Source organism: Pseudomaricurvus hydrocarbonicus (assembly GCF_011602365.1).
GTDB classification, from domain to species: domain Bacteria; phylum Pseudomonadota; class Gammaproteobacteria; order Pseudomonadales; family Cellvibrionaceae; genus Pseudomaricurvus; species Pseudomaricurvus hydrocarbonicus.
Window position 1 is genome coordinate 55,141 of the sequence record NZ_JAAONZ010000017.1, and the last position, 17,743, is coordinate 72,883.

At 56.0% G+C, this 17,743-nt stretch carries 15 protein-coding genes; 6 read left to right on the forward strand and 9 right to left on the reverse strand.

Features of this window, described 5'->3' with window-relative positions; translation table 11 throughout:
- Nucleotides 1-45: 45 nt before the first annotated feature.
- The 3 genes from G8770_RS18205 to G8770_RS18215 form a co-directional block, all read right to left on the reverse strand.
- Nucleotides 46-849 carry an HpcH/HpaI aldolase family protein gene (locus G8770_RS18205; RefSeq protein WP_167190257.1) on the reverse strand — a complete coding sequence of 268 codons (804 nt, stop codon included), beginning with the start codon at nucleotides 847-849 and terminating at the stop codon, nucleotides 46-48.
- Nucleotides 850-930: 81 nt separating this feature from the next.
- On the reverse strand, nucleotides 931-2,667 hold the full coding sequence (locus tag G8770_RS18210; protein WP_167190260.1) for a dihydroxy-acid dehydratase: 1,737 nt from the start codon (nucleotides 2,665-2,667) through the stop codon (nucleotides 931-933).
- A 350-nt stretch (nucleotides 2,668-3,017) separates the two neighbouring features.
- Nucleotides 3,018-5,402 (reverse strand): TonB-dependent receptor, encoded by a 2,385-nt coding sequence (locus tag G8770_RS18215; protein ID WP_167190263.1) that lies wholly within the window; start codon nucleotides 5,400-5,402, stop codon nucleotides 3,018-3,020.
- Between the two features lie 269 nt (nucleotides 5,403-5,671).
- On the opposite strand from G8770_RS18215, the gene G8770_RS18220 reads away from it, so the two are divergent.
- From G8770_RS18220 to G8770_RS18230, 3 genes are all read left to right on the forward strand, one after another.
- Nucleotides 5,672-6,718: an AraC family transcriptional regulator gene (locus G8770_RS18220; RefSeq protein WP_167190266.1), complete on the forward strand. Its 1,047-nt coding sequence runs from the start codon at nucleotides 5,672-5,674 to the stop codon at nucleotides 6,716-6,718.
- Between the two features lie 71 nt (nucleotides 6,719-6,789).
- The gene (locus tag G8770_RS18225) at nucleotides 6,790-8,283 is read left to right on the forward strand and encodes a UxaA family hydrolase (RefSeq protein WP_167190269.1); all 1,494 of its coding nucleotides are present in this window, start codon (nucleotides 6,790-6,792) and stop codon (nucleotides 8,281-8,283) included.
- Between the two features lie 160 nt (nucleotides 8,284-8,443).
- Nucleotides 8,444-8,920, forward strand: a complete 477-nt coding sequence (locus G8770_RS18230; protein ID WP_167190272.1) for an acyl-CoA thioesterase — start codon at nucleotides 8,444-8,446, stop codon at nucleotides 8,918-8,920.
- Nucleotides 8,921-8,978: 58 nt separating this feature from the next.
- On the opposite strand, the gene G8770_RS18235 is transcribed toward G8770_RS18230, so the two are convergent.
- The 4 genes from G8770_RS18235 to cptA all read right to left on the reverse strand — a co-directional run bounded on the left by G8770_RS18235 (nucleotide 8,979) and on the right by cptA (nucleotide 12,733).
- Complete coding sequence (locus G8770_RS18235) at nucleotides 8,979-9,296, reverse strand: chaperone modulator CbpM (protein WP_167190275.1); 318 nt, start codon at nucleotides 9,294-9,296, stop codon at nucleotides 8,979-8,981.
- Nucleotides 9,293-10,252 (reverse strand): DnaJ C-terminal domain-containing protein, encoded by a 960-nt coding sequence (locus G8770_RS18240; protein ID WP_167190277.1) that lies wholly within the window; start codon nucleotides 10,250-10,252, stop codon nucleotides 9,293-9,295. The genes G8770_RS18235 and G8770_RS18240 overlap by 4 nt, the downstream gene beginning before the upstream one ends.
- 328 nt (nucleotides 10,253-10,580) lie before the next feature.
- Nucleotides 10,581-11,006, reverse strand: coding sequence for a diacylglycerol kinase (locus tag G8770_RS18245; RefSeq protein WP_167190279.1), 426 nt, complete (start codon nucleotides 11,004-11,006; stop codon nucleotides 10,581-10,583).
- A gap of 2 nt (nucleotides 11,007-11,008) precedes the next feature.
- Nucleotides 11,009-12,733, reverse strand: coding sequence for a phosphoethanolamine transferase CptA (gene cptA / locus G8770_RS18250; protein WP_167190281.1), 1,725 nt, complete (start codon nucleotides 12,731-12,733; stop codon nucleotides 11,009-11,011).
- A gap of 201 nt (nucleotides 12,734-12,934) precedes the next feature.
- Between cptA and G8770_RS18255 the strand changes: the two genes are divergently transcribed.
- From G8770_RS18255 to G8770_RS18265, 3 genes are all read left to right on the forward strand, one after another.
- Complete coding sequence (locus tag G8770_RS18255; protein ID WP_167190283.1) at nucleotides 12,935-13,159, forward strand: TM2 domain-containing protein; 225 nt, start codon at nucleotides 12,935-12,937, stop codon at nucleotides 13,157-13,159.
- Nucleotides 13,160-13,227: 68 nt separating this feature from the next.
- Complete coding sequence (locus G8770_RS18260; RefSeq protein ID WP_167190285.1) at nucleotides 13,228-14,472, forward strand: YjgN family protein; 1,245 nt, start codon at nucleotides 13,228-13,230, stop codon at nucleotides 14,470-14,472.
- Nucleotides 14,459-15,661, forward strand: a complete 1,203-nt coding sequence (locus G8770_RS18265) for a M48 family metallopeptidase (protein ID WP_167190287.1) — start codon at nucleotides 14,459-14,461, stop codon at nucleotides 15,659-15,661. Before G8770_RS18260 ends, G8770_RS18265 begins: the two co-directional genes overlap by 14 nt.
- Nucleotides 15,662-15,666: 5 nt before the next feature.
- On the opposite strand, the gene G8770_RS18270 is transcribed toward G8770_RS18265, so the two are convergent.
- Nucleotides 15,667-16,485, reverse strand: coding sequence for a M90 family metallopeptidase (locus tag G8770_RS18270; RefSeq protein ID WP_167190289.1), 819 nt, complete (start codon nucleotides 16,483-16,485; stop codon nucleotides 15,667-15,669).
- A 172-nt stretch (nucleotides 16,486-16,657) separates the two neighbouring features.
- Nucleotides 16,658-17,563: a MerR family transcriptional regulator gene (locus G8770_RS18275; RefSeq protein WP_167190292.1), complete on the reverse strand. Its 906-nt coding sequence runs from the start codon at nucleotides 17,561-17,563 to the stop codon at nucleotides 16,658-16,660.
- Nucleotides 17,564-17,743: the final 180 nt, after the last annotated feature.

Sequence of the window (17,743 nt, forward strand, 5' to 3'; positions counted from 1 at the left end):
TTCTGTGATTTTCTGAAAAGTCTGAACGGGCTGACCGCGCGGCTATTAAGCGCCGTAGCCACCGCCCTGACTGGATGCAGCCGCATCGCCGTCAAGCTCGGTGCGAACTTTCGCCAGGTTCATTTGCAGGCCGCCAGCCAGGGTCATAAAGTCGGTGGACATCACCACGAAATCAAAGCCCTGCTGCACACGCTGTACCGCCAGCGCCTCATTGGCCAGGATACCGGTCGACAGGTTGTTGGCTTTGGCCGCTTTCAGCACGCGCTGCAGGGCTTCATCGAACACCTGCTCGCCGTCGTTGTTGCCAGGTGCCAGGCCCAAACTCAGGGACAAATCGAAAGGCCCCAAAAACAGGCCGGCCACACCGGGCACCGCCGCAATCGCTTCGACATTGTCCAGCGCTTCCTGGGTTTCGATCATGGCGAACAGCGAAATTTCTTTATTGGCGCGCAGCGGGTAATCGGCACCTTCTGACAACATGGCACGCATCGGGCCAAAACTGCGCACGCCTTCCGGGGCGTAGCGACAAGCAGCCACCGCCGCTTTGACGTCCTCGACGGTGTTGATCATGGGGACAATCACGGTCATGGCGCCGGCGTCCAGTACCTTGCCAATCATGGCGGTATCGTTCCACGGGACGCGCACCACCGGCGGGGTAGTGGAAACATCCATGGCCTGCATCATGGAGACCGTGTCCTGATAATCCAACAGTCCGTGCTGCATATCGATCACGATAAAGTCAAAGCCACTGCGAGCGGTAATTTCCGCCGTCAGGCTGTTGGCAATGGCACACCAGGAGCCTATCAGGGGCTTATCGCCCTGCAGGGCTTTTACCATCGAATTACTCATACCGTTTTCCTCTCGTCATTTTGCATGTGGGCTTGTTTTACGGCCTTGCTGTAGCACGAAAACACAACAGTGGAGTCGCCATTACAGCGCGCTCTCTTCGAGTGCCCACGGCTTACCACCCTGGTGTGTCACCGCACCCTTGCTGGCGGGTCCGACCGCTTGCACGTATTTGCTGGCCACACCGGTGGTGGCAATCAGGTTCGGCTGGACCGGCTGCTGTTGCAGTGCCGCGTCCCGCTGTTGCCACTCCTCAGCGGAGATGCGCAGATTGACTTCGCACGCCAGCAGATCCACTTCCACCGTATCGCCGTCCTCAATCAGGGCAATGGGGCCACCGAGTGCGGCTTCCGGGGTGACATAGCCAATGCAGAAACCGCGTGAAGCTCCCGAAAAACGACCATCGGTCAACAAAAAGACGCTCTGCTCCATGCCCAGACCGCAAATCAGCGCGGTAACCGTCACCAGCTCACGCATGCCGGGACTGCCTTTGGGCCCTTCACCGCGAATGATGACGGCCATGCCCGGTTTGATTTCACCGCCCAACAGCGCTTTGATACACGCCTCTTCAGACGTGAACACTTTGGCAATACCGGTTTGGTGAGTAACCTCCATGCCGGCGCACTTGAGAACAGAACCTTCTGGACACAGGTTGCCTTTCAGCACCACCAGACCGCCGCTTTCGGAACGGGGCTTATCCAGGGTCAGCACCACCTCACCGTCGGGCGCCGGCGCGTCCGCGAGGGCCTCGGCGAGAGTGTCACCGGTGATGGTCAGACAATCGCCGTGCAGGTAGCCGCCGCGCAGCAGCTCCTTGAAAACCACCGGAAAACCACCCACGTCGTGCAGGTCTTTGATCAGGTAAGGACCGGTCGGACTGAGGTTGGCAATCAATGGGGTGCGGGCAAACACTTCGGCGATGTCGTCAATATCGAATTCAATACCCGCTTCGTTGGCAATGGCCGGAATGTGCAGCACCGCATTGGTGGAGCCGCCCGTGGCCGCCACGGCCGCGCAGGCGTTTTCCAGGCTCTTGCGTGTCACCAGCTCGCGCGGCAGCGGACCATTGCCGTTGACCACCTGCATCAACACCTGACCACTCTGGCGGGCGACCGCCAACCGCTGCGAGTAAACCGCAGGAATGGCCGATGAACCCAACAGCGACAAGCCCAGGATTTCGGCCACCATGCCCATGGTATTGGCGGTGAACTGTCCCGGACAGCAGCCCGGTGCCGGCCACGCATCCCGGGAGACGGCTTCCAGCGCCTCGGCGCTCATTTCCTGTTTCACATAGCGTCCCAGACCTTCGGCCATGGTTTTGATTTCCACCCGCTCACCCTTGTGAGTCCCGGGAATGGCGGTACCCCCATTGAGGAAGATGGCCGGCACGTTCAGACGCACCATCGCCATCATCATGGCGGGAAAGTTTTTGTCACAGGCGCCGATGCAATAGAGGGCATCGTACTGATGCCCGCGCACCACCACTTCGACACTGTCGGCGATGATTTCCCGTGAGATCAGTGAGTAGTGCATGCCGCTGTGACCATTCACCAGGCCGTCGGAGACGGAGATGGTATTGAATTCACGCGGCGTACCACCGTTGCCATAGATGCCGAACTTAGCCTGCTCGGCCAGGTCCTTGAGTTTCATGTTGCACGGGCTCATTTCCCCCTGGGTCGACACCACTCCGACAAACGGGCGCTCAATGTCTTCGTTATCCAGGCCCATGCCACGCAAGAAGGTTCGCTGTGGCGCTCGTAACGGACCGGTTTTAAACAATGTGGAGCGACGTTGATTTTCAGGAATATTATTTTTGCTCATATGCAGCGACCTCTTTATTAAGAGTAAACAGTGGTTCCGGCCCAAAGTAATTCGTGGCCAAGGTAATGGAAGTACAGTACCAAAAGCCCGCCGCCACAACCGTAACCATAGTGACATTCAGGGCCGGTGAAACCACACCACCCTCAGCGTGTTATTGCGAGCCAACGAGTCACACAACCATCTGAATCCAAACGACCCCGAAACCAAACGAGTCAGGAACAAAGTGTAGCCTTGTTATCCGCAAGCCAGACAATTCAGCAGGCAAAAAAACAGGAGTCACCACAAAGATGACTCCTGTCAAAGATTGTCATTGCTGACAACAAGAGAGACGTACCTACAAACTATTCACGTTAGAACGAATAGCTCGCTTCAATCGCCAGGGTTCTTGGACGCTTGATCTCGGCTTGCACACCACCTGGCAGTGGTCCCAGATTACTCAATGTCACATCGGAACCGTTGGTCATAATGCGTTGATCAGTCAGGTTTTTACCGGACAAAGCCACTTGCCATTTCTCATCAAAAGGTGAGAGTGCAATGCGTGCATTGAAGGTAGTCGCTGCAGCTTGTTCTTGACGACGATCCAGCGAACCGGCCACATAGTGGTTGTCCATAAAGTTGGCATCCAGGGTGGTGCGCAGCTGCAGGTTATCGGTCAAAGTATAATCGTGGTTCGCACTCAGGTTGACCGTCCACTCGGGCGCATGCATGTTTTCACGACCGCTCAGATCACAGTTGCCACTGCCACTGGGGCTCGCAATCTGGGTACCAACACCGGGGCAGACACCCTCACTGTAATCAGTCCACTCGTAATTCAGGTAAGCCGCACTGGCCACAAACATCAGGTTTTCGGTGGCCATCCAGCGACCATCCAACTCCAGGCCCTGCACCTTGGCCGCACCGGCGTTAAAAACGCTGTAACCAAAGGTGCCATCGTAAACCGAGACCTGCATATCGGTGTAATCAGTCTGATAAGCCGCCAGGTTGAGCTCAGCTGCTCCGTCCAGCAGGGTCATTTTGGCACCCAACTCAAGGGTTTCCGCCTCTTCCTCATCAAACTGGAAGTTATCACCGCCCATCGCCAGGATGTTGTACCCATTGGGGTTGTTAGCGGAGGTAGCCCCGTTGATACCGCGGGCATCAAAACCGCCGGATTTGTAACCGGTGGAATAGGTGGCGTACAGCATAATGTCGCCAGTGAGGTCGTACTGAACGTTCAACGATGGCGTCAGCACTTCCTCATCACGCTTGCCACTCAGGCTGTGATCCGCCAGACGGAAACCACCCGCGGAGGCGTCCAGGGCCAGTGCATTCTCCACAGTGAAACCCGAATTGGGAATCAACTCGATATCCGACTGCTTCACACCTGGTGCCAGGTTGAGTGAATACAGCGTCTGGTCCCTGGTGCCTTCTTTCTTCTCTTCGGTGTAACGCAGACCCGCGGTCAATCGCAGGCGATCGGTCGCATTCCAGGTGGCCTGAGCAAACACCGCCCAAGTGTCACCCTCCTGGGTAAACGGGCGATCCACTGCACTGTCAAACACAGGCAAGCCACCGGCGACCAGTCCCACAGTGGATGGTGATAAGCGAGCCAGCTCGGAGTATTCCTGCTCGGAGGTCTGGTAGAAGGCCCCCATAATATAATCCACCGCTTCACCGCCCGGTGAGGTCAGACGGATTTCCTGGCTGAACTGCTCAAATTCTTCGGCCATGTCCATATCTACTACACGAATTTCACTCCAGTCGCCATCGTAGTTGGTTTCCTGATAATCAAAATCGGAATAGCCGGTAGTTGAGGTAATGGTGTGCTCACCCACGATATAATCCAGCTTCAGCACCACATTATTACTTTCGAAACTGAGCTTGTTGTCTTCGTTGGCACCTACCTTATAGTCAAACTCGTCATCACCATTGAGTAGACCCGCCGTTGCCGGGTTGACCTGATAGTTACCGTAATCGATCACCTGGCCAATACGCCCGGCACGCTCAATATCGGCGGTTTCCAGTTTCAGAGTGGCCAACAAGTTGTCACTGACATCCCAGTCAACGGTCAGGCGCGCCGCTTTTTCATCAGCCTGAGGAGCTTCTGAGTTGCGGGTAATGTTTTCCAGGTAGCCGTCTTCCTGACGATCACGCACCGCGAGACGTGCGCGCAGACTTTCGGTGATCGGGCCACTGACGTAGGCATTAACTTCAGTTTCGCCGTACTCCGGCGCATAGCTGATGCTGGCTTTGCCTTCAAAATCGTCAGTGGGCTTGGCGCTGACCAGGCTGATGGCACCGGCGATGGAGTTTTTACCAAACAGGATCGACTGGGGACCGCGCAACACCTCCACTCGCTCCAGATCCATAAAGGACGAACGTGACTGCAGGCTGCGGCCCATGTAGATACCATCGGAATAGGTACCGACGGACTGCTCAAAGCCCTGGTTGGCACCGGAACCAATACCACGAATAAACATCAGCGGCACAAGTCCGCCATCCACCACTTTTAAGTTGGGTACGTAGGCGGACAGGTCCTGCAGGTTTTCGATACCGGCCTCGGCCAGCTTATCGCCGCCCATGGCGCTGACGGAAATGGGCACGTCCTGCAAACTCTCGGCACGTTTCTGAGCGGTCACCACCACTTCTTCGAGAGCCAGGGCCTGGGCATAAGCGGATGTCGCTGCGAAGCCTGTGGCCGCAACCACCGCAATCGCCAAAGGGTTTTTGAACAACTTGGATTCTGTGTTTTTCATCGAAATATCTCTCCATTATTGTTATCAGGCAAACTCTTTGGCCGCCCGTATAATTTGTATTTATTGCTTTCACAACGCGGTTTACACGCGATAGGCCATCATAATCCCGAACCTCGGCTGCAAACTTGACAATAGGTGGCGGGTATTTGACATTTGGTGCCCACAACCCAACAATGCGTTACATTGCCTGCCATTTCACCACTTAAGCGGGCAGACGGCTTAACCCGACAAGTCAGGCAGACGGCTCAACCAGACAAGAGAGAACCACCATGACCTACCTGATGAGATCGGGCTCCCTGGAAGGGTATCTGGAGCTGATGGAGCAACTGGACGTTGATGCGGATCCGCTCTTAAGGCAGGCCGGATTGAAGAAATGGATTTTCAACAACCCCAACACCATGATCTCTTACCAGGCCGCCAGCCATCTGCTGGAGCTGTCCGCCGCCCACACCCGCACCCCCCATTTTGGCTTGCTGATGGCCTTTCGCCGCCGCGGCCTGGTTATGGGGCTGTTTGGGTTGCTCTGTCGGCAGTGCCCGGACGTGGCCACGGCGATCAACCAGGCGATCCGCAACCTGCACCTGCACAACCAACTGGCGAGTATGGAGCCCCGTGTGGGCGACACCGAGGTACTGATCGTTCGTCATTTGCGGGACCAACGGCTGGAGAAAGGCACCCAGATGCGGCAGATGGCACTGGGGGACGTTTGTCGTTTCCTCAATTCCCTGACCCCGGAAGCGTTTAAATTAAAGCGGGTTTACTTCTCCCTCTCGGCACCCGTTGACACACAAATCTACAAGCAAATGTTCAAAACCGAGGTGTTGTTCGAGCAGGAATTTGATGCCCTGAGCTTTGATCGCAGCCTGATGAATCAGAAGTTGCCGGCGCAGGACCAGGATGTGCAAAAACACCTGGAGCATTACCTCCAGGTCATGAAAAACGATCTCTACGATGACATTGCCAAGCAGACCAAACACCTGATTGAGCAAACCATTACCTCGCCGGAGTGCAACATCAACAACATTGCCCGCCTGCTGGCCATGCACAAGCGGACCCTGCAAAAGAAATTGACCGAGCGCGACACCAGCTTTAGCGATCTGCTGGACGAAGTACGCTGGAGCAAGGCGCGCCAAACTCTGGAAAACTCCAACATCCCCCTATCGCGACTGGCCAGCCTGCTGGGCTATTCGGAGCTGAGTGCCTTTTCCCGTGCGTTTAAAACAGAATTTGGACTGTCCCCCAAGCAGTGGCGCCAAGCGCATCAAGATAACCGGACGGAGTGGGCCCTGCCCCAGTCGCCTCAGGAATTGTCCTGAATCGGACAGTGCCACCCCGGCACAGGCGCTATGCTAATGAGGTATAATGACACCTGAAGGCTCGAACTGCGATGACAAACATAACCATAGAATTACACGCCAACGACGATGTCTTGATCGCTCGCCAGGACCTGCCGGAGGGCACCCAGCTGCCGGAGGGCATCAAAACATCCAGCGAGATTCCCTCGGGCCATAAAGTTGCCCGCAAGGCCATCGCCTGCGGCGACCCGGTGCACCGCTACAATCAGGTGATCGGTTACGCCAGCGAAGACATCCCAGCCGGCGCACACGTGCACATACACAACGTGGCCATGGGGCAGGTCGAGCTCGACTACGCCTTCTGCCGCGATGCCAAACCGACGGAGATGATCACCCAACCTCGCACCTTTAATGGCATCCGCCGCGCCGATGGCCGCGTCGCCACGCGCAACTATATTGCGGTCATATCCAGCGTCAACTGCTCGGCCACAGCGGTCAAAATGATTGGCGACCACTACCGCAACGCGCTGCAGGATTTCCCCAACGTCGACGGTGTACTGACCCTGACTCACAAGAGTGGCTGCGGTCTCGATCACCCTCTGGAAGGCATCAACTCCCTCAAACGCGCCCTGTCCGGCTATGTGCGCCACCCCAACATCGCCCACGCCGTGGTGGTGGGGCTCGGCTGTGAAATTGCCAACCTGGGCGATGTGCTGGGCGGCGCACCCGGCGATTCCTTTTCCATCCAGACCGAAGGCGGCACCCAAAAACTGGTGGACAAGGTCATCGCCCGCATTGATGAACTCCTGCCCGGCGTCAACGCGGTTGAGCGCGAGCCGATTCCGCTGTCCGAGCTGAAGCTGGCCATGCAGTGTGGCGGCTCTTCGGGTATTTCCGGCATCAGCTGCAACCCGGCCCTCGGTTACGCCGTGGACCTGCTGGTGCGCCACGGCGGCACCGCCATTCTGTCGGAAACCACCGAATGCTATGGCGCTGAGCACCTGCTGACCGCTCGCGCCAGCAGCGAAGCAGTGGGGCGCCAGTTGCTGGAACGCATCCAATGGTGGGAAGACTTCACCGCCAAAAGCAATATGGTGATCAACAACAACCCATCGCCGGGCAACAAGGCCGGCGGCCTGACCACCATCATCGAAAAATCCCTCGGCTCCATCGCCAAGGCTGGCACCACCAACCTCAACGCGGTGTACCAATATGCGCAACCGGTAGAGGCCGGTAAAGGCCTGGTGTTTATGGACGCGCCGGCTTTCGACCCGGTGGGCGCCACCGCCCAGGTCGCCGGCGGCGCCAACGTCATGGTGTTCACCACCGACCGCGGCTCGGCCTTTGGCTGCAAGCCGGCACCGTCCATTAAGCTGGCCGGCAGCAGCTCGCTGTTTGAGCGCATGCCCGACGACATGGACATCAATGCCGGCACCATCCTCGACGGCAGCGAGTCCGTCGAAGAGGTCGGCCGCCAGATCTTCGAGCGCATTATCGAAGTCGCCTCGGGCGATCATTCCAAAAGTGAGGCCATGGGTTACGGCGAGGAAGAGTTCTGTCCCTGGGACATGGGCGTCATGCTGTAACATAAACGTCATGCTGTAACATAAACCACCGAGGGGTCGCCTGCTCCTCCCTGTGACCGCATCAGACCGGCCTCATATGAGGCCGGTCGCAATTAGAGTTGGCCTTGCCGCGGCTTGCGTTTATATTAGCCTGACACTCAAAACCTCTCAGGAAACCCCAATGCCAGGCACCGAACGTTCACTCACCATGCGCTTTTTAGCAGAACCCAAAGACGTCAATTTTGGTGGCAAGGTCCATGGTGGCGCCGCCATGAAATGGATCGACCTGGCAGCCTACGGCTGTGCCGCCGCCTGGAGCGGAAAATACTGCATCACCGCCTACGTGGGCGGCATGCGTTTTGTGCAGCCGGTACTGGTGGGCAACATGGTCGAAGTGGAGGCCAAGGTCATCTACACTGGCCGCACGTCCATGCATTTGGGCATTGAAGTCCGGGCCGGCGACCCCACCAGCAGCGAAAAACACTTAACCACCCACTGTGTAGCGATCATGGTTGCGGTCGACGACAAAGGCAAACCGGTGCCCGTCCCCGAGTGGGTGCCGGTCACCGAGAACGACATTTTCATGCGCGATTCGGCCATCCGCTTGATGCGCATGCGGGAAAAAATCACCGAAGAAATGAGCGCTCATCTCAGCTAGTTTCTAGTTTCTAGTTTCTAGTTTCTAGTTTCTCAAGACGTTACTAGCGCTTGCCGTATTAGTCCATAAAACGACGCAGTTGACTGCGGTAGCGCTCATTTTCCCGCAGCAAAGACTCCTTTTGCTGCATCAACTCAATCACCAGCGACACCGCCACCCAGTCAATCTCCAGGTCCTGGTGCAAGCGCACGGCTTTTTTGATCCAGTGCACACTGGTGGTATCAAACACCCACTCCGACGATGTTGCACCGGTGAGCGGTTTGGCGATGCCGTGCTCCACAATGTCGACAATGACTCTACGCTCGATGCGCTCCAGCTGGCACAACTCATTGAAAGTTAATTCACGGACCGGAATGCTGAATACTGTTTCTGTCATGTTTTTGAACTCCATTCCGCCCTGGGGTCAAAGCTGGCGGTTTCCGAGAGCTGTTGCCACAGCTGGCGGCCTTTTTCATTCGCGGCCGGCGGCATGACGATTTTAATCACCGCGTAAAGGTCACCGGTTCTGTCAGTGCCCTTGATTTTTAACCCCTTGCCTTTCACGCGCAGCTTATGACCGGACTGACTGTCGGGCTTGACCGTCAATTTAATGCTCCCCTCCAGCGTTGGCACCGTCACCTTGCTCCCCAAAGCCGCCTCCCAGGGTGCGACCGGCAACGTAATCACCAGGTTGTGCCCCTGCACATCAAACAGCGGATGAGGCACGAGCCGAATATGCAAATACAAATCACCGGGGCTGCCCGCCCCCACGGCGGGCTCACCCTGTCCCTTCACGCGAATGCGCTCACCTTCAGTGACCCCCTTGGGGATCGTGACCCGCAAATGTTTTTTAACCGGCTTCATCTGCCGGCCGTCAAATTCCGTCATCTGGTATTCAACGTTTTTCAGATTGTCTCTGAGGGTATCTTCCAAAAACACCGGCATTTCAATTTCAATGTCGCGCCCACGGTTGTGCTGCTGGCGGGCACCACCAAAGTCAAAATCCTGTCGGCCACCGCCAAACATGGAGTTAAAAAATTCCGAGAAGTCACTGCCAAATTGAGCCTCGCCCGCTCTTCGGGAACCGCGAGCCTGCTGCCAGCCAGGCGGTGGTTCAAAGTGGTCACCAGAGCGCTGCCCGTACATTCTCAGCTCATCAAATTCGGCCCGGCGCTCAGTATCTTTTAACACCTCATAGGCCTCCACCACTTCTTTGAACTTTTCTTCCGCGCCGCTTTCAGCGTTCATGTCCGGATGATATTTTCGTGCGAGCTTACGATACGCGGCTTTGATGTCTTTGATGTCTGCATCGGCCTTGACGCCGAGGACCTTGTAATAATCTTTGAATTGCATAATTCTCCCTAAACGCAGCAAGGCAGAGTTGACAGACACAGTGCGATGCAGTGATGACGGTTCGATGTGGAACCTACTGCCAGATGAGTTGACATCCAGAACACCGGACCCCGCTCAGCCTTCAAAAGTATTGTTCATTTCCTGCGGTTTTTCGAGGGACTATTTTGCAGACCCGTTTTCAGGCGCTGCGATGCCTCACAGCAAAAGTCGCGATGAATTGACGGCAAGGAAAGGACTTTGGTGCCACCAGGCGCCATAAGACAGCCGCAACACAGCCCCCCGGCATACCCGCCGAGCCCAGCGCGCGCCGGGCAGCCCCCTCGCCGGTTCAGTCCAGCATGTGCAGCAGTGCCGGAGCCACCACCAGCCCCCAGGTCAATCCGGCCACCACCAATGCCATCAACACCGCCAGCGAGCCAATGTCCTTGGCCTTGCCGCTGAGCTCATGATGCTCGTAGCCGATGCGGTCGATGGCGGCCTCAATGGCCGAATTGAGGGCCTCGACAATGAGCACGAGCAACCAGCTGACCAACAACGCCAGTGATTCGTAGCGGTGCAGGGGCAGGGTCACAGCGGGCACCATAAAAATCACCCCCAGCCCCACCTCCTGACGAAACGCCGCTTCGTCCCGCCATATTTGCTGCCAGCCTTGTATCGAGTTGGTGGTGGCTCTGGTCAGCCGCTGTAACCCCTTGGGGCTGTACTTTTTCTCAAACACCGGGCTCACCGGGTCCGATTTCACCGCCGACTCCATGATTACAGCACCCCCTTGTCATCGGCACGGTTATCGAGCCTGCCCGCCAGGCTTTCCGGTTCGGCTAATTGGCGGTAATAAGTCAATTTTTGGGGGGACTCGGGGTTACCGATCAACCGCGGCCGCGCTTCAAACGTGTCGGAAATCAGACTGCGACTGCCGTCCCAGCCCTGAAAACGAATGCCGACCATGTCGGCCAGGGTGTGCATAAAGTCGGAGCTTTGGAACGGGCGGTCGGCGCGCGCTTGCCAGCTGCCACGGGTGCGCCACTGGGGTGATGTCCAGGCAATGAAAGGGACCGTGTACATGGCTGTCGTCGGAGCGCCTTCATTGCGGCCCGTAAACTGGTGTTCTGAGTGATCGAAGACCTCTTCCCCGTGATCAGAAAAATACACCAGCAGGGAGCGTTGCCTGGCGCTGTCCAGGGTGTGAATCAATTCCGTCACCACATGATCGTTAAACAACACCGCATTGTCATAGCTGTTGTATTCCTCCAGGTTGCGGTCTTCGACCCACTCAGGCACCCCCTGGCGGTCATGAAAAACCCGATAATTGTCCGGGTAGCGGTAGGAGTATTTTCGGTGCGTTCCCAGCAGGTGGACAAAGATTGCCTGACGCGGGTATGACTGCTGCAAAGTGGCCGCAAAGGGCTGCAGCACACTGTCGTCGTGCTGGCTGGCATTCTGCTCCCGGTTGTTGTTCAGATACACCTGTTCATCGGCCATCTGTGACAGAGTGGTCAACAAGGTATTGCGCCGGGTCTGGGTCTGCTGATTGGTGATCCAGGTAATGTGGTAGCCGGCCTGCTTCAACATATTGAGCACATTGGGGCGAGTATAAAAGTCATCCGGGTGCCGCTGGTCGGCCAGCGATAAAACTTGCTGCAAGGATTCAATCGTATAGGGTCGGGGCGAAATGACATCCGTAAACACCGTCAACTCATTCTTCAACTGTTCCAGTCCAGGGCTGGTCGCGCGACCATAGCCGTATAAGCTCATGCGCTCCCGGTTGGTGGACTCACCAATCACAATGACCAGCCGCTGCGGCAACCGGGCGTCGTCCGCCTGAAAGTTTTTCAACGGTGGCAGGCTGGCATTTTCGGCCAGCAGGCTTTCCATGTTCGCCAGGTTAGTGCGGTATTGTTGATAACCCACTACCAGTGTCCAGGGCGCAGCTGGCTCCATCCGATGCAACTGATGATACACCGCGGCGTCGAAGTCGTTACCCTTGAAGGCCCAGGTATTGATCAGGGGCCAGAACACCGTCAGTGACACCAAAGCCACACCGGCACCTCGCTGTTTTGCAGACAGGGTCACCGCTTGCAGCTGGCTCCACAAGTACACCGGGATGGCAATAAACACCGCCAGCGCCAGCGGATGCCACCACTGCCAGTACGACTCCAGAAATTCACTGCCCTCCGCCCAGTTGGATTCAAACACAATAAACAGCACACTTTGGGAAAAGTCCTGGCCGTAAAGCATCCAGTAGCCCAGGTTGAGCAGGGCAGCAGGCAGCAACAGCAAGCCGATCATCGCCCCGATCACCTTGTGGTATCGAGGCCACAGCATGAGCGGCAACAACCACAGACTGCTCATCAACAGCGCCTGTCTGAGGCCCACCGTACCGGACATCCCCGATGATAAAATGACCAGCTGATACATGACGGAAAACGAGGCGACGTAAAGATAACTGGTCAGTAAGGGATGTTTTTTCAAATAAGTTCGCACGGTATGCCACCTTGCCAGATTGAATTAAGGGGGCATTTATAGAGACCCGAACTTAAGGAATCCTTAAGGAGGCGTTACGCCGTGGGGAAAAGCTGCGGGGCTACCGCTTTTTATGGCTTTCTGTTAACCTTTGTTAAGCACTTTCAAATCTAAGAAAGCTGCCTGATATAACTAACATTAAACTTAAGGAAGGAGTTTATTATGTCTGAACAAGGCGTTTCAGAGAAAAAGATCTTACCGGCATTTCTCATGTGTTTTTTCTTGGGCATGCTGGGCATACACCGTTTCTACGTGGGTAAAATTGGCACCGGAGTGCTGCAGATCCTGACCCTGGGTGGTTTGGGTATCTGGGCATTCATTGACCTGATCATTATTGTGGTTGGCTCCTTCAAGGATAAGGAAGGCAACACCTTAACGACCTGGTAAGCTGAACCCACTGCCCTCAATGAGGGCAGCCTCTCCCCTGTGACTGTGATACTTTTTTTGGGTTTCTCATGGACGATAACACCACCAAGACCGAACATTTCAAATTCAGCGGCTCAGCCGGTGAGTTCTTCGGCATACGCTTTGTCAACGGACTGCTGAACATGATCACCCTGGGCATTTATTCACCCTGGGCTAAAGTTCGCGAGCTGCAATACTTATACGGCAATACCGAATTGGCCGGCGGTGACTTCCAGTTCACCGCCGACCCCAAGCGCATGCTGGTCAGTCGCCTGATTGCCATCGCACTGTTTCTGACCTTTCTGTTTGTGGAAAACTTTCAATCCACAGAAGCTTTCATTGCCTATGCGGTGATGATCATCGCGTTTTTACTTTTCTCGCCGATCGTTACTGTGTTTGTGATGTCATTCCGCTTGCGTCATTCACGCTGGCGCGGGATTCACTTCCGTTTTCACAACGATTTCAAAGGGGCGTATCGCGTTTACCTGGCCCCGATGTCATTGCTTATTTTGTCTCTGGTGAGCCTGGCGCTACCGTTTAACAGCGAGGCCGTTGAAGATACGTTGGGCATCACCGCGCACGAACGTTTTTACGAAGAACAAAAGCAACAGCAAGAGCTGCACAGCGAAGCCCCGCTGTCGGCGGCTAACAGCGATGATCCGTTCGACACCTATGACGACAGCGCAGAAGAGCCCACCTACATCAACCCTCATTTATTCTGGCCTTCCGGGGTATTGTTGCTGATCTTTTTGGCGTTGATCCCCTATTTTGATTTTATCAATATGCGCTTTCTGGTCAGGAATACCCATTTTGGCGCGGCGGCCTGTCGCTATCGCGCCGACTTGCTCGAGTTTTATAAAATTTATGGTCTGCTACTGGCCGGTTTGGCCTTGGTGGCGCTGTTGTGGACGGGGGTGGCGCTGTCCTACACCAGTTACGGCCTGGCGGTGATGGGATCGATTTTGTTCTGGCCGTTTGCCTCAGCCTTTATGAACAGCAAGCGCTACAACCTGGTGTTCGGACGCACCACGTTCAAAAATGATGAATTCTACCTGCGGGCCAACGTTCCCTTTTGGAAGGCTTTTTTCGTGCTGAGCACCAATACCGTTTGTGTCATCCTGTCCTTCGGTATGCTGAAAGCCTGGGCCGACATCAGAACCGTTCGGCTGATTCTGGGGCACACCGCGGTGGAGACCGAGCAGTCCCTTGATGACTTTGTGGCGGGCCAACAACAGGAACTGTCGGCCATTGGTGAAGAAATCGCGGATGTGTTTGATCTCGATGTCGCCTTCTGAATCGCTTCAAGGCACTTACTATGACGGCAAGCGGTCCGGCCGTCATAGCGGGGTGATGTCGGTTGATGAGTCCGGTCTGGTCACGATCAACGGCGTCAGCTGCCCGGACTGTCAATTTGCCGAGCTGACCATTACGCCGCGGATCGGCAACGCGTCCAGAACCCTCTCTTTCCCGGACGAGGCTTTTTTTGAGACCCGCGACAATGACACCATAGACAGCCTGATTCGTAAGCATACCCCCAGCAGACGCCACAACCTGCTGCACTCGCTCGAATCCAAACTGCGCTACATCGTGCTGGCCGTGGTGGTCATCACCGCCGGCGTGCTGGGCTTTGTGAATTATGGTATCCCCGCCATCAGCAAACACATTGCCTTTTCGCTCTCGCCAGAAGTGTCAACCCAGCTGGCCGACACCTCACTTGAACAACTGGATGACTTTTATTTTTCCCGCACGCAGCTGCCCAAAGCCCGCCGCGAGACCATAAACCAATTGTTCCTGGACAATCTGCCAGAGACCACCGCATCCCCCTATCGCTATCAGCTGCACTTTCGCCAAGGCAATGCGATTGGCCCTAACGCCTTTGCCCTGCCCAATGGCAGTGTCATTATCACGGACGAACTGGTCAACCTGGCTGCAGACGATCGGGAAATCCTGGCCATCCTTTATCACGAGATGGGTCACGTTCACTACCGGCATTCACTGCGTCAGGTTATCCAGGGCGCTGGCATCCTGGCAGTTTCGGTGTGGCTGACCGGCGATTTCGATTCGCTCTTTGACTGGACGGCCGCCGTGCCCGCGTTTCTGGTGCAACGAAAATATTCCCGCGACATGGAAACCGAAGCGGACGACTACTCACTGGAAAAAATGCTGCAGAGCCGGATAGACCCCATGCACTTCGTCAACATCATGACCCGGATGCAGGCGTACACCCCCGAGCCCCACAAAAAAACCAAGCCGGACGGCTCGCCGCAGCACACAGCCAATACCGACATCGCCGACGGCAATCCGGATTCAGGGACGGGGCCAAGCCCAAAAGCCGAAGCAGAGACAGAAACAGAAACAGAAATGAAGAGTAAGAGTCCGGTGGCAGAGCGCATCGTCAACCTTCTCAGCTCTCACCCCAACACGGAATCGAGGATGGACAGGTTCCGATCAGCGTCGAGCTCCACCCAACCGCAACGGGAGTGACGCCGTCACTCCCACAACACCGGGTCGAGACGGTAATAGCGCTGAAATTGCTGATACAGTTCAGGGTGCTTGTGCTTCAATTGCACCGGCTTCTCAAAAAAGGCCTCGGTCACCACCGCAAAAAACTCGGCCGCTGACGTCGCCCCATAGCTGTCAATGACATCATCGTGATGCTGACAGAGCCTCTCGTACTCGCGCGACAACACCGTCGCCCAGTCCTGATATTGTGAACGATCGGCCAGAATTGGCAGGCCATCCATGCGGTTGTTTTCTTCATCGAGTTTATGGGCAAATTCGTGCATCACCACATTGTGGCCGTCGCGGCCGTCACGCGCCCCCTGAATCACCTGATCCCAGGCGACAATCACCGGCCCCCGATGCCAGGATTCTCCGGCCCGGGCACTCACCGACTCCGAGTGCAAGGCGCCGTCCCGCTCAGTGACATTGGCCACATAGGTTTGCGGATACACCAGAATGGTTTCAAAACCGGGAAAGTATTCCACCCCGGTATTGAGGATCAGCAGGCAAGCCTGGGCGGCGATCAACACCCGCACTTCATCGGTGATGCTGAAACCACTGCAACCGACAAACACCTTCTCTTGCAGAAACACATTGATGTGCCCTTCCAGTTTTCGTTGCAGGTCCACAGGCAGTTTTCGATAGAGCGGGAAGTCGTCGGCCAGCACCTGACGCCAGGCTTGCGGAAAGGGAGCGGACATCAACACCGCCCGCTGTTTGCGTTTGCGCGCCCTGAGCCACTGACCGCCCCAACGATAAAGCAGGTAACCCACAACCGGGCTGAGTAAAATCACATAGAGAATCATGGGGACAGTTTACCTTGAGATTGCCAGTGGCTTTTCATGTTCGCGCTCCGCTGTTTCAGGTTAGTGCTCAGTCGTGTCAGGTTGCTGCTCAATCGTGTCAGGTTAGTGCTTCATTGTGTCATGTTCGCGCCCCATCGTGGCTTTTCAACGACAACGAAGCCCGCGGTATGAGCTACTGTCGCTGCAACAAAAACTGCAAACAATCTTGCAGATCCGGGTAGACTTTTACCACAGAATCAGCGCCCGCCAGCACCCCGGCCGTGCCGCACAACAACAGGTTCAGCTGCTCGCTGGCAGCAGCCTGAAGCCGCTGTTTTTCATCACCGCGCCAGACGCCGTCCTGATAAAAAATGACGCGCGCAGCGTGCAGTTGCCCGGCCAGTGCCAGACTATCCGCCAGAGTGAAGGGCCGGCACAGCAGCTGCACCGGATAGCTCGCATCCGCCAGCTCCATGGCCATCAGGCACAAGCGCCACAGCGGCGTGTTGTCGCCAACCACCAGTGTCAGCGGAGTGGCCTTGCGGGTCCCCTTGCCATTTAACCGAAACAGGGTGTAACGCACCAGTTCACTCTCGGCCAGCAGGTAACCCGCCTGACTCTCTTCCTGAGCCAGGCGCGCAAAGGCCGGCTCCATGAGTTGTTGCCGGCAGACACTGGACGGGTAGTTTAAAAAACTCTGATCAATTAACTGTTCGATGTGACGGTACTCGCACGCGTGCACCGCGGCCAGCAGGGCATCGACCGATTCTGCCCAGCTGCCCGAGCTGTCGGACAGTGCTGCGGTCTCATTCGCGGGCTTCCCCTCCTTAGCCACCGACTCGTCAGTAGAAGCCCCCTGCGACAACAAGGCCTTCACCCGCTTTAACGGTACACCACGGGCCACCAGAGACAGGATCTTCTCCACCGTCGCCACATCATCTTCTGAATATAACCGGTGCCCCTTATCCGTTCGCTGGGGAACCAGCAAGCCATAGCGACGTTCCCAGGCCCGGATGGTCACGGTATTCACCTGGGTACGTGCACTCAGCTCGCGGATGGGAAACCCGGACAGCTCGTTTTTTGCGCCTTTCGACGACATAACCAATCCTTTCTGCACTCTCATGCGTATCGATGTTTACAGACATTGTCATACAAAACTGTGAGTTATACAAAAATAAAAGCTGTACAAGACAAAACCTATACACTATATTTATTTGTACAACTTTGATAACCCTTGTCAGTAACCGTTAATGAAGGCAGCTGAACCACAACACCCCCT